The following is a 12,497-nucleotide window of genomic DNA, read 5'->3' as shown; positions in this document are numbered from 1 at the left end:
GTAGATTCAACGATCGTGCAACGGATCGATACCGTCAGTGCCCAGATGGTGGAACAGGCCGCCGAGCGGCTCACGGGTGTGGTCACCCGGACGCCGCTCGAGCCGAACGCCCGGCTGTCGTCCCGCGTGGACGCGCGGGTGTGGCTCAAGCGGGAGGACCAGCAGACGGTCCGCTCGTACAAGATCCGCGGCGCCTACAACTTCATCGTGCAGCTCGACGAAGCCACCCGCTCGCGCGGCGTCGTGTGCGCGAGCGCCGGCAACCACGCGCAGGGCGTGGCGTACGCGTGTCGCCGGTTGGGGGCGAATGGCCGCGTGTACGTGCCGGGCACCACGCCTCGGCAGAAGCGCGAGCGCATCGCGACGCTGGGCGGCGCGCACATCGAGGTGATCGTCGTCGGCGAGACGTACGAGGACGCGTTCGCCGCCGCCAACGACGACGCCCAGCGCACGGGCGCGACGCTCGTGCCCGCGTTCGACGACCCGCGCACCGTCGCCGGCCAGGGCACCGTGGCGCTGGAGGTCGTGGATCAGCTCGGTTTTGTCCCGGACGTGCTCGTGGTGCCCGTCGGCGGCGGTGGCCTGCTGGCCGGCATCGCGACGTGGGTGCGCGAGCGGCACCCGGAGATCCGCGTCGTGGGTGTCGAGCCGGCCGGCGCGATGTGCATGGCCGCGGCCCTGGAGGCCGGCGAGCCGGTGCGGATCGACGCGGTGGACTCGTTCGTGGACGGCGCCGCGGTCCGTGAGGCCGGCGGCGTGACCTACCCGCTCGTGCGCGACAGCGGCGCCGCGCTCACGTCCGTGCCCGAGGGCGCCGTGTGCACGGAGATGCTGGCGATGTACCAGGCCGACGGCGTGATCGCCGAGCCCGCGGGCGCCCTGGCCTCGGCCGCGCTCGGGACGACGGTGCTGGTCGAACCCGAGCAGACGGTGGTCTGCATCGTCTCGGGCGGCAACAACGACGTCAGCCGCTACAGCGAAATCCTCGAACGCTCGCTGATGCACGAAGGGCTGAAGCACTACTTCCTCGTCAGCTTCCCCCAGGAACCGGGCGCGCTGCGGCGGTTCCTCGACGAGATCCTCGGACCGGAGGATGACGTCACGCGCTTCGAGTACGTGAAGCGCAACAACCGCGAGCTCGGGCCGGCGCTGATCGGCATCGAGATCCCGCGGCCGGCCGAGCTGCCCGGCCTGCTCAAGCGGCTGGAGGCGAGTCCGCTGCAGGTCGAGCAGGTGGAGCCTGGGAGCCCGCTGTTCCACTTCTTGCTCTGACGTTTCCGCTGGTCAGCAGCATTCGCCGCTGAACGGCAACGGGTTCAGGCCAGTTCCGCGCTGCCTTCGCGATAGATCTTGGCGGAGGCGATGCGGCCGTTGCGAAGGTGGTAGAAGCCGGCGATCGGGAACGTGTGCTCGTCGCCGGCGTGGGTGAGCCGCTCCGTCAGCTGGGCGGCCACGCGGTCGCCGTCGATCAGGATCTCGTCGACAGTCAGCGTCGGCAGGAGCCGGGTCATGGCGCTCTCGAAGAGGTCGGCCAGCTCGGCGCGGCCACGGGCGACGGTCGTGCCCGTGATCCAGACGGCGTCGTCGGTGAAACCCGCGAGCAGGGCGCTGAGGTCGCGGTTGTTGAACGCGGCCACGTGACGCCGCAGGATCTCGCTCACGAGGTGAGGGTATCCGCGGCGTCACGTGGGTTTCGCCGTTCGGCGGCTACGCCTTGGGTGCCGGGATCGGCTCGCCCGGGCAGGACTGCGTCGTCGTCTGGCCGGTGTCGAAGAACGTCACGGCCGCGGCGGCGCACGGCAGGCTCGAGAGCGAACCGTGGCCGTCGTCCTCGACGGTCATGAGGGAGCCGCCGATTTGCCGCTGCATGGCGAGAGCCCAGCCGATCGGCGTGACCGGCTCGAAAGCGTGGCCGACGAGTTGCAGCGGGCTCTTGCCGGCGCTGAACTGCCACTGCGTCGCGGGCACGGGCCAGCCGACGCACATCTGCTCGTAGATGCCGAACGAGCCCGCGACCGGGTTGGCCTTGATGCGGTCGACGCGGTGCTGCCAGACCGTGTCGAAGTCTCGTGGGCTGGGTGATTCGTTGCAGAGCAGGGCGTTCTGCTGGAAGAAGTTGCCACCGGTCCGTTCGGTGTCCCAGCCGAAGCCGGTTTCCGGCGTGGTAGTGGGCTGCCCCGCCGGAGCGCCGCCGTCACGGATGGCGGCGAGCTGGCCGGCGGCCTCGACCCACTGGCGGCGCGGGTAGGCGAAGAACTGGTTGACAATTTCGCCGTTGAGCGGCGAACCGTCGGGGCCGGTGCGCGGGTGGGCGGCGAGCTCGGCACGTAGGTCGAGCAAAGCCTTCTCGACCTGGGGTTCGATGCCGCCGAAGTGGTAGACGGAGTCGTAGCGCGCAACCCACGCGGCGAACTCGCGGAACGTGTTCTCGCCCGCGGCGGCCTGGTCGTCGTCCATCGTCGTGACGCTCAGCTGCGGCGGCATGACGGAGTCGAGCAGCATCTTGTCGACGTGGCTGTCGAAGAGCGTGCGGTACTCGGCGCCGAGGGCCGTGCCCCAGGAGACGCCGTAGTAGCCGATCTTCTGCTCGCCCAGCGCTTCGCGGATGCGGTCGACGTCGCGGGCGATATTGGGCGTGGTGAACGACTTCACGAGGGCGGGGTCCTTGGCGAAACACGCCGCGTTGGCCGCGGCCTTGTGGTCGGCGAGGAAGCGCGCCTGGTCCTTTTCGGACAACGCCGGGTCGGGCTGGGCGTCGTCCTCGTCGCACTGGAGGCTCGCGCTGTAGTCGACGCCGCGCGGGTCGAAGCCGATGAGGTCGTGGTGCTCCAGCAGGCCGGACGCCTTGCTTTCCGCCATGGTGAGCGGCATCTTCATCCCGGACTGGCCGGGGCCGCCGGGGTTGAACACGATCGCGCCCGTGCGCGTGCCCGTCGCGCGGATTCGGCTGACGGCGATGTCGATCGTGCGGCCGGCGGGGTCGGCGTAGTCGAGCGGCACGGTGACCATCGCGCACTCGGTGCGCTGGTCGTCGGCGTCCCAGCCCTTCGCGATGGACACGCAGGGTTTCCAGTCCAGCCCTTGCTCGGACGCGAGCGCCGGCACGAGGGGGACCATCGCGACGGCCGCGACAACCGGGACGAGTAAACGGAACTTCGGCATGCTGATGATCATCGGGCCCGCGCGTGATGATCCGGATCAGCCGATCGGCTGATGTGCGTCACCGATGAGCCGAGATCAGTCCGTAGTGGACTGTCGCGGGTCAGGAACCCGACACGTCCGACAGTCCGACGAACATCGTCCGGTGCAGATCGCCGACGTGGGCGCGGGTCATGATCGCCGCCTCGTCGGGGTTGCGCGTGGCGATGGCGCGGACGATCACCTCGTGCTCCCGGTTGGACGCCCGCAGCGCCGACATCCGGTACGGCAGGTAGAAGCGGTACAGCTCGCGCAGCACGAGCTCGTACTGCTTCACCGCCGCCGCCGGCGCGCCCGAGGCGGCCACGGCGAGGTGGAACTCGGCGTCGAGCTCGTGGAACTCGGCCCACCCGGCCGCGTCGTCCATGCGGCGGACGAGGTCGCGCAGCCGTTCGACGTCCTCGTCGGTTCGCCGCGTGGCGACGAGCTGGACCAGCCCCGACTCGATCACCAGCCGGTGGTCGATCAGGTCGTGGACCTCGTCCGACGACTCGCGGTAGGCGTTCACCGCGCCGACCCGGCCCGCCGGCGCGTCGGGGGCGACGTGCGTGCCACCGTTGCGGCCGCGCCGGCGCACCAGCACGCCGTCTTCGCACAGCGACACGAGCGCCCGGCGCACGGTGATGTCGCCGACGCCCAACGCACGTGCGATCTCGCCGTTGGGCGGCAACCGCTCCCCCGGGCCCAGCAGGCCCAGCTCGATCGCGAGGGCGATGCGGGCCCGCACGGTGTCGAGCGCGGACAGGCGCCGGATGCCCGTCAGCGCCGGCGAACCCAGGTCGGCAGCCATGCGGAGACCTTACCCAATAAAACATCTCAAAGTGAACACTATTGTTTAAGTGAGCAAGATGGACTATTTTTCGGCGCATGCCCCGCCCCCTGCCGATCGCGCTGGCGCAGTTGCCACCGCGGCCGTACACCGACTCCGTCGCGGCGTTCGCGGACCAGGTCAGGACCGTGCTGGCCGAGCACCCCGGAACCCGCCTCGTCGCCTTTTCCGAGCTGCATCTCTGCGGGGTCGAAGGGACCGCTGACGAACGCACCGAGCAGCTCAACGCCGCCGCGCAGCCCCTCGACGGCCCGCGAACTCGTGAACTGGCGCAGCTGGCCGGCGACCTCGGCGTCTGGCTTTCGCCAGGCAGCGTCTGCGAACGCGGGGAGCACGGCGAGCTGTTCAACACCGCCCTGGTCTTCTCGCCCGAAGGCGAGCTGGCCGGCAGCTACCGCAAGGTGTTCCCGTGGCGGCCGTATGAGCCTTATGACCCGGGTGACCGTTTCGTGGTCGCCGATCTCGCCGATGAGGGGCGAATCGGCTTCTCGATCTGCTACGACGCCTGGTTTCCCGAGGTCACCCGCCACCTTGCGTGGCTGGGCGCGGAGCTCGTGCTCAACCCGGTGCAGACCACCACGCCCGACCGCGCGCAGGAGCTCGTGCTCGCGCGCGCCAACGCGATCACCAACCAGGTTTTCGTGGCGAGTGTGAATACGGCCGGGCCCGTCGGGGTAGGAGACAGCATCCTGGTCGACCCCGAGGGCACCGTGCTCGGCGAGCTGCCGGGCGACGCGTCCGGCGTGCTCGCGAGCACGGTCGACCTGGACGAGGTCGCCCGCGTCCGTCGCGAAGGGACCGCCGGCGTCAACCGGATGTGGGATCAGTTCACGCCGGGTGACCAACCGCTGGAACTCCCCCTGTACGGGGGCCGCATCGAGCCGGACCGGTGGCGTCCGCGAGGAGAAGGAGCCCGATGAGCACCACGAAGGTGACCCCCGGAGACAAGCTCGAACGACGGCTCGGGCTGCCCGGCGTCGTCCTTTTCGGACTCGCGTACATGGCGCCGCTGATCGTGCTGGGCACGTTCGGCGTCGTGGCGACGACGACCCAGGGCACGGTGCCGTCGGCGTACGTCGTGGCGCTGGTCGCGATGCTCTTCACCGCCGCGAGCTACGGCAAGATGGCCGCGACGCACCCCGTCGCCGGCTCTGCGTACACGTACGTGCGCAAGGCCATCGACTCCCGGCTCGGCTTCCTCGTCGGCTGGGCGGTGCTGCTCGACTACTTCTTCCTGCCGATGGTGATCTGGCTGATCGGCGGCGCGTACCTGTCGGCGCAGTTCCCGGACGTGCCGAGCTGGCTGTGGCTGATCGCGTTCATCGTGCTGACGTCGCTGCTCAACGTGCTCGGCATCAAGATCGCCGAGAAGGCCAACTTCGTCCTCATGGCCTTTCAGGTGCTGGTGATCGCGTTTTTCATCGTCCTTTCGCTCAAGCAGGTGCTCGCCGATGGCCACTCAGTGGCGAGCGGCGACCCGTTTTTCCACTCGGGCACCACGTTCGGCGCGATCTCGGGCGGCGCCGCGGTGGCCGCGTACTCGTTCCTGGGCTTCGACGCCGTGACGACCCTGACCGAGGAAGCCGTCGAGCCGAAGCGGACGATTCCGCGCGCGATCCTGCTGACCGCGCTCATCGGCGGCGGCGTGTTCATCGTGCTCTCGTACGTGACTCAGCTGGTGCACCCGGGCTCCACGTTCGACGACGAGTCGTCGGCGGCGTTCGAGATCGCGCGGCACATCGGTGGGTCGCTGTTCGGGGCGTTCTTCCTGGCGGGGCTGGTGGTGGCGCAGTTCGCGTCGGGTATCGCCGCGCAGGCCAGCGCGTCGCGGCTGATGTTCGCGATGGGCCGTGACGGGGTGCTGCCGCGGATCTTCGGCCGGTTGCAGCCGAAGCTGAACACGCCGGCGTTCGCGATTGTGCTGACCGGCTTGGTCGGACTGATCGCGCTGGCGCTGGACGTGACCACGTCGACGTCGTTCATCAACTTCGGCGCGTTCACGGCCTTCACGATGGTCAACGTGAGCGTGATCGCGACCTGGATCCGCACGCGGCACTCGACTTCGCGCAACGTGCTGACGTGGCTGGTCGCTCCGCTGATCGGTGCCCTGGTCGATCTTTGGCTGCTGGTGCACCTCGACGGGCTCGCCCTGACCTTCGGCCTGGTGTGGCTGGGGATCGGGATCGTCTACCTGGTCGTGCTGACCCGCGGGTTCCGTCGGCCGCCGCCGGAGATGTCGTTCGAGGAGTGACGGGTTTTCGCCGCTGGATGGCTACGTGTTGCCGTTCAGCGGCGAAAGCTGCGGCAGAGGCTGGGTCGCTGCCACTCAGCGGCGACAATCGAACCGTCGCCGTTCAGCGGCGACAACCGGTTCGTCGCCGCTGAACGGCGAAACTTTCAGCCCTCGCCGAGCGTCTTCTGGAGGGCCTTGTTCGCCTTGCGCGCCATGTCGGCGACGGCTTCACGGCGGGCGGCGTCGGCGGCGTAGTCGTCCTTGCGGTTGCGCACCACGCGCGCGGGCGAGCCCACCGCGATGGAGTACTCCGGAATGTCGCCACGGACCACCGCGTGCGCGCCGAGCACGCAACCGCGGCCGACGCGCGTTCCCTTGAGGACACTGACCTTCGTGCCGAGCCACGTGTCCGGACCGATGCGCACCGGCGACTTCACGATGCCCTGGTCCTTGATGGGCACGTGGATGTCGGCCGTCACGTGGTCGAAGTCGCAGATGTAGACCCAGTCGGCGACGAGGGTGGCGGCGCCGAGCTCGATGTCGAGGTAGCAGTTGATCACGTTCTGCCGCCCGAACACGGACTTGTCGCCGATGCGAAGGGACCCCTCGTGGCAGCGGATCGCGTTTCCGTCACCGATGTGGACCCAGCGGCCGATCTCGAGCCGGCCGTAGCCGGGGCGGCAGTGGATCTCCACGTCCTTGCCGAGGAACACCATGCCGCGCAGGATGATGTGCGGGTTGGCGAGCCGGAACTTGAGCAGGCGGAAGTACCGCACGAGGTACCACGGCGTGTACGCCCGATTGCGCAAAACCCAACGCAACGAGTCGCGGGTCAGGAATTTCGCCTGGTGCGGGTCGCGCCGGGCCCGCCGCCAGGCACGCACGCGGGACAACGCGGGCGCACCCCACATCGACGTCATGCCGTTGACCGTAACCTGTGTGGGGACGCCCGCCACAGGCAAGGGGAGCACGAATGGGGAGCAAGCTGATCATCGACACCGACCCCGGTGTCGACGACGCTTTCGCGATCGCGCTGGCGGCGGTTTCCGCCGACGTCGAACTGCTGGGGGTGACCACGGTCTTCGGCAACGTGCCGCTGACCAGCACCACCGCCAACGCCCGGCGCCTGCTCCAGCTCTGCGACCGCCCCGACGTGCCGGTCGCCGCCGGGGCTTCGCGGCCGTTGGTGCGCCAGAACAAACGCGGTTCGAGCCACGTCCACGGCAACGACGGGCTCTCCGGTCACGCCGGCTCGCTGCCCGAGGCGACGCGACCGTTGGAGTCGCTGGACGCCGTGGGGCTGATGGTCTCGCTGCTGGAAGCGTCCGACGAACCGGTGACGATCGCGCCGATCGGACCGCTCACCAACATCGCCGCGCTGCTCGCCGCACACCCCGGCGTGAAGTCGAAGATCGCGCGCATCGTGCTGATGGGCGGCGGCATCGCGCGTGGCAACAGCACGGCCGTCGCCGAGTTCAACATCTGGGCCGACCCGGAGGCCGCGCGCCGCGTGATCGCCGAGGACGACGTGCCGTGTGTGATGGTCCCGCTCGACCTCACGCACCGCTGCGCCGTGGACAGCGCGTGGCTGGCGAAGCTCGCCGCGTCGGGGCCGCTGGGCCGGACGTTGGAAGGGCTGACGCCCGACTACCTCGCCCACTACCGGCAGGTCCTGGGCTTCGACGGCATCGTGATGCACGATGCGGTGGCCGTCGCGGAGGCGATCAGCCCCGGGATTCTGCAGACGGAGACCTACCCGGTGGACATCGACGTGACCGCGGGACCCGCGCGCGGCATGACGCTCGTCGACCGCCGCGCGGTGCCGGTCAACCCGACGGGCCGGCCGATCGAGGTCGCGGTCGACACCGACCTCGACGGGCTGCGGGAGTTCGTGATTTCGAGACTCGCCGGGGGCCGGTGATGGCGCGGCCGCCGGAGGGTTCGCGGCCGTCGCCGCTGGGTGGCGACGACGAGAAGGCGGTGTCGCCGATCAGTGGCGAGGGCCAGGTCAGCGGGCCTTCGCCGGTCGGCGGCGACAACCCGGGCGGCGCCGAGTTGCCAGCCAGGGGCGACGACCACGCGACCGAGCCGCCGCCGGTCAGCGGCGACGGTCCACCTGCTGGCGAATTGTCGCCGGCCAGAGACATTGGTTCAGCGGCCGGCGAGCCGTCGCCGATCGACGGCGGGAGCTCAGCCGCCAGAGAACTGTCGCCGGTCAGCGGCGAGGGCTCAGTCGCCAGCGGACCGTCGCCGATCAGACACATTGGTTCAGCGGCCGGCGAGCCGTCGGCGGACGGAGGGTATGGATCAGCGTCCAAAGAACCGTCGCCGATCGACGGCGAGGGCTCAGCTGCCGTCGAGCCGTCGCCGGCCACAGGCGACGGCTCGGCCGCTAGTGAACCGTCGCCGGCCAGAGGCGAGGGCTCAGCCGCCGGGGAGCTGTCGCCGATTAGCGGCGGGGGCCCGGCGAGCGCTCAAGCGTCGCCGATGGATGGCGACAACCAGGCCGCCGACGTTTCGCCCCTCGATGGCGAAGCGCAGGAAGACGGTGAGGCTTCGCCGTTGGATGGCGACGAGACGACCGCGGCGTCGTCGCTGGACGGCGAGAGCGGAGAGGCCGATGAGCCGTCGCCGATGGATGGCGACGGGAGTGCTGGCGGGTCGCCGTTCGAAGGCGAAAGGGCGGTCTCGGGAGCGTCGCCGATCAGTGGCGACGGCCAGGTCGGGCGTGGGTTTTCGGGGCCGGTCGAACCGTTGCCACCGTTCTCCGCGGCGATGACGGAGCAGCTGTCGCCGCTGAGTGGCGATGGGGAGAAGGCCCAGGTCGGGAAGCGGAAGTCGCGGCGGCGGGGGCGGGCGGTTGTGGTGGTCGCGGCGGTTGTCGTGGCTGTCGCGGCGTTGGTGGTGGCCGTGCAGTTCGAGCCGGGGTCGGGGCAGCCGGCGACGACGGCCGCGGGGGCCTCGTCGTCGGTGCAAGCGCCGGTGCCGTCGGCGGCCGCGTCGAGTGCGGCGGTGCCGACGACGCAGCCGAACGTGCCGCAGCCCAGCGAGTTCGACGCGTGGGCGTCGAAGACGAGCCAGTGGCTGGACATCCCGCTTCGGGCGATGACGGGGTATGCACAGGCGACCGTCACGCTTACCAAGGAACAACCCGCATGCCACCTGTCGTGGGTGACGCTCGCGGCGATCGGCAAGGTCGCGAGCGACCACGGGCGCGCGCAGGGCGACCACGTCGGTACCGACGGCGCGATGACCAAGCCGCTGGGCACCGTCGAGGTGCGCGACTTCTACGGCCGCGTCGTGTCGACGGCCAACGCGTCCGGGCCGATGCAGCTGGCGCCGGCGGTGTGGTCGAAGTGGCAGCGCAGCGCGTCGGGTGGCAAGCCCGATCCGCAGAACATCGACGACGCCGCCCTCACCGCGGGCCGCGCGCTGTGCGCGGGTGGCCGCGATTTGGCGACGGACTGGTGGAACGCCGTTTCGTCACTGCAGGGCGCGCCCGTTTCGCTGCACCGGATCCTGGCGACGGTGAACGTCTACGGCACCGTCGGACAGAGCAGCCAGGCGCCGAACCCCGCCGTGCTAAGCGCGGTCGACTTCGCGATCGACCAGATCGGCCTCCCCTACGTCTGGGGCGGCAACGGCAGCGGCGACCCCGACCCGGGCTTCGACTGCTCCGGCCTCACGACCGCCGCGTACGGCAGCGCGGGCGTGAAGCTCATGCGCACGGCGGACACGCAGTTCCACAGCGTCCCCCACGTGAGTGAACCCCAGCTGGGCGACCTGATCTTCTACGGTGAACCCACCACAAAGATCCACCACGTCGGCCTCTACATCGGCAACCAGCAGATGATCGACGCCCCGCAGACGGGCCAGGCCGTGCAGGTGCACCCGTACCGCAAGCCCGGCGACGACTACGCCGGCGCGGGGCGGCCGACGGCCTGACGGCTGCGGCGCGTCGGACCTCGCGACCCGGACCCGGTTCAAGACGGTCACAGCACGTCGGTCACCGCGACCCGGCTCGAGGTCCAGAAGGTGGCGGCGCGTCGGTCCGTGCGACCCGGCCCCACGTCAGGAGAGTCACGGCGCGCGGGATCACGCGACCTGGCCCCAGGTCGATGGGGTGGCGGCGCGTCGGTCTCAGCGATCCAACCCCAGGTCGAGGCGGACGTGACGGTGATGCCACCGGCGGTGGTGCCCGTCCCGAAGACGGCCGCGGCGGCGTTGCTCGCGGCGTACAACGTGGGGATGGGCTGACCGGTCCAGTCGAGCACGCGGGGTTCGGTGGTCGGTGCGAGCGCCACCCTTGGCGCCTTCGCGCTCGCGTGCAACGGGAGTGCGAAGAACGGCGGTTCGTCGGACACCGTGCCGAGGTTGGGGTGGGTCGCGGTGGCATCGCCGAGGGCGCGTTCGTAGGCCGATTCGCCGCGGTGGAAGTCGTCGTCGCGGGAGGCGTGGGCGGCCGCGTTGAAACGGGTGACGGTGTCCTGCGGCGCGGTCGTGACGAGTCGGCCGGCCGTCTCGGCGATGTCGGCACGCGATCAGCGCGCGACGGCCCGGCCAGCCTGGTGTTGTCTCAGCCATGTGCGCGGTCTTGCATTTGGGTCTCGCTTTCCGACTACACAAGCGTATAGTCAGCTGCACGCTTGTGTAGCAAGGAGGATGCCGTGGCCGAACCCGACGACCTGACGGCGCGCGCCCGGATTCGGGACGCCGCGATGCAGCTGTTCGGCGAGCAAGGGTTCGAGGGCGCGACGATCCGTGGCATCGCGGAGGCTGCGGGCGTCTCGTCGGGTCTGGTGCGGCACCACTTCGGGTCCAAGCAGGCGTTGCGCGAGGCGTGCGACGCGCACCTGGTGAAGCTGATCCGCCGCCTCAACGACCAGGCGCTCGCGGGCACGGGCGGCAACTACGTGGCGGCCGCGCGGATCGCCGTCGGGCCGTATCAGGCGTACCTCGCGCGGGCGTTGGTGGACGGTGGCGCCGCGCCGTTGTTCGACGAGATGGTGCGGCTGGGGGCGCGGTGGCTCGCCGACGTCGATCGGACGCGGTCGGATGCGCCGAGCGTCGCGCCCGAGGTGCGGGCGGCGGTAGGTACCGCGATGGCGCTGTCGATCACGGTGCTGCACGGGCACGTGTCGCGCGCGATGGGCGTGGACGTGTTCAGCCCCGAGGGCGACGTGCTGCTCGCGCGCGCCCTGATCGACCTCTACTCGCACCCGATGCTCAGCGCCGACGATGCGCGGAAAGCGCTCGACGAGATCGAGCGGCACCAGTGACTTTGGGAGGAACCTGTCATGCCTCATGCGACCCAGCCCCGGATCGCGCCGCTTCCGTGGGAGGAAATGGCGCCGGAGGAGCAGAAGCTCGCGAAACTCGGTGCTGATGAGGTGATCCGGGTGCTCGCGCGGAACCCGTCGTTGATGATGGCTTCGTCGGCACTCGGCGAACACCTGCTGTCGCAAGGCACGCTGCACCCGCGGGTCCGGGAACTGGCGATCTTGCGGGTCGCGCTGCGGTGTGAGGCGCCGTACGAGTGGGCCAACCACGTGCCCGCCGCGCTCGGCGCCGGCGCGACGGCGGAGGAGATCAACGCGCTGTCGGATCCGGCCGCGGTGTGGTCGCCCGGAGACGACGCGGTACTCCGGGCGGCCGACGAGCTGTGTGCCGACGCGTTCGTCTCGGACGAAACGTGGGCGGCTCTCGCGTCGACACTCGACGAAGCCACGGTCCTAGAGCTGCTGTTCCTCGTCGGCTATTACCGGATGATGGCGGGGTTCCTGAACTCCGCGGGCGTCGAGGTGAAGCCGGGGCAGCCGAAACTCGGTGAACGCGTGATGGCGGCGGTCGTCGCGGGACCGGTCGTGGCCGGCGCGTCGCCGTTCAGCGGCGAAACCGGCGTCGACGGGACGTGGCACATCACCTTCACGCACCCTGCGGGGAGCAAGGAGCTGGTGCTGGACCTCGAAACCGGGGAAGACCGCGTGACCGGGTCCATCGTGGACACTCAGCTGGGCGTGACGGTCCCCCTCGTGTCGGGCAGCGTCGACGGTCATCGGCTGGAGTTCACCGCCGTGGTGACCGATCCGGCGCGGTTCGACATCGGCGTGGTGGGCACGGTGGACGGCGACGTGTTCACCGGATCGGTGACGATTTCGGGAGGCGGGACGTTCCCGTTTTCGGGCGTCCGCGCGGGGTGAAGACGCGGAAATGGCGCGCTCGAGATGGTGATCGGCT

12 protein-coding genes are annotated in these 12,497 nt (G+C 70.2%); 7 read left to right on the top strand and 5 right to left on the bottom strand.

Annotated features, from left to right (window positions below):
- Window positions 1–15: 15 nt before the first annotated feature.
- A complete protein-coding gene (gene ilvA / locus ACQPXB_RS09580) occupies window positions 16–1,272 on the top strand; it encodes a threonine ammonia-lyase IlvA (protein WP_432850949.1) in 1,257 nt (418 codons plus the stop codon).
- Window positions 1,273–1,316: 44 nt separating this feature from the next.
- Here the strand turns inward: ilvA and ACQPXB_RS09575 are convergent, their stop codons facing one another.
- From ACQPXB_RS09575 to ACQPXB_RS09565, 3 genes are all read right to left on the bottom strand, one after another.
- Window positions 1,317–1,661: a nuclear transport factor 2 family protein gene (locus ACQPXB_RS09575; protein ID WP_386948617.1), complete on the bottom strand. Its 345-nt coding sequence runs from the start codon at window positions 1,659–1,661 to the stop codon at window positions 1,317–1,319.
- Window positions 1,662–1,707: 46 nt separating this feature from the next.
- Window positions 1,708–3,162 (bottom strand): alpha/beta fold hydrolase, encoded by a 1,455-nt coding sequence (locus ACQPXB_RS09570; RefSeq protein ID WP_432850947.1) that lies wholly within the window; start codon window positions 3,160–3,162, stop codon window positions 1,708–1,710.
- Between the two features lie 100 nt (window positions 3,163–3,262).
- Entirely contained in the window at window positions 3,263–3,988 is a 726-nt protein-coding gene (locus ACQPXB_RS09565) for a FadR/GntR family transcriptional regulator (protein WP_432850945.1), read from the bottom strand.
- Window positions 3,989–4,065: 77 nt separating this feature from the next.
- On the opposite strand from ACQPXB_RS09565, the gene ACQPXB_RS09560 reads away from it, so the two are divergent.
- Window positions 4,066–4,947, top strand: coding sequence for a carbon-nitrogen hydrolase family protein (locus ACQPXB_RS09560; RefSeq protein ID WP_432850943.1), 882 nt, complete (start codon window positions 4,066–4,068; stop codon window positions 4,945–4,947).
- A complete protein-coding gene (locus ACQPXB_RS09555) occupies window positions 4,944–6,278 on the top strand; it encodes an APC family permease (protein ID WP_432850941.1) in 1,335 nt (444 codons plus the stop codon). The genes ACQPXB_RS09560 and ACQPXB_RS09555 overlap by 4 nt, the downstream gene beginning before the upstream one ends.
- A 146-nt stretch (window positions 6,279–6,424) precedes the next feature.
- Here ACQPXB_RS09555 and ACQPXB_RS09550 read toward each other — a convergent pair whose 3' ends face one another.
- Entirely contained in the window at window positions 6,425–7,180 is a 756-nt protein-coding gene (locus tag ACQPXB_RS09550) for an acyltransferase (RefSeq protein ID WP_366579236.1), read from the bottom strand.
- 53 nt (window positions 7,181–7,233) lie between these two features.
- Between ACQPXB_RS09550 and ACQPXB_RS09545 the strand changes: the two genes are divergently transcribed.
- A complete protein-coding gene (locus ACQPXB_RS09545; protein ID WP_432850939.1) occupies window positions 7,234–8,181 on the top strand; it encodes a nucleoside hydrolase in 948 nt (315 codons plus the stop codon).
- 854 nt (window positions 8,182–9,035) lie between these two features.
- Window positions 9,036–10,205: an NlpC/P60 family protein gene (locus ACQPXB_RS09540; protein ID WP_432856512.1), complete on the top strand. Its 1,170-nt coding sequence runs from the start codon at window positions 9,036–9,038 to the stop codon at window positions 10,203–10,205.
- Window positions 10,206–10,252: 47 nt separating this feature from the next.
- On the opposite strand, the gene ACQPXB_RS09535 is transcribed toward ACQPXB_RS09540, so the two are convergent.
- Window positions 10,253–10,624 carry a hypothetical protein gene (locus ACQPXB_RS09535; protein ID WP_432850937.1) on the bottom strand — a complete coding sequence of 124 codons (372 nt, stop codon included), beginning with the start codon at window positions 10,622–10,624 and terminating at the stop codon, window positions 10,253–10,255.
- A gap of 303 nt (window positions 10,625–10,927) precedes the next feature.
- Between ACQPXB_RS09535 and ACQPXB_RS09530 the strand changes: the two genes are divergently transcribed.
- Together ACQPXB_RS09530 and ACQPXB_RS09525 are read left to right on the top strand one after the other, a co-directional pair.
- Entirely contained in the window at window positions 10,928–11,539 is a 612-nt protein-coding gene (locus ACQPXB_RS09530) for a TetR/AcrR family transcriptional regulator (protein ID WP_432850935.1), read from the top strand.
- 18 nt (window positions 11,540–11,557) lie between these two features.
- Window positions 11,558–12,460 (top strand): carboxymuconolactone decarboxylase family protein, encoded by a 903-nt coding sequence (locus tag ACQPXB_RS09525; protein WP_432850933.1) that lies wholly within the window; start codon window positions 11,558–11,560, stop codon window positions 12,458–12,460.
- Window positions 12,461–12,497: the final 37 nt, after the last annotated feature.

This window comes from Amycolatopsis sp. CA-161197 (assembly GCF_050942255.1).
In the GTDB taxonomy this organism is placed as follows: Bacteria; Actinomycetota; Actinomycetes; order Mycobacteriales; family Pseudonocardiaceae; genus Amycolatopsis.
This window is presented reverse-complemented; position numbering and strand designations above follow the sequence as displayed.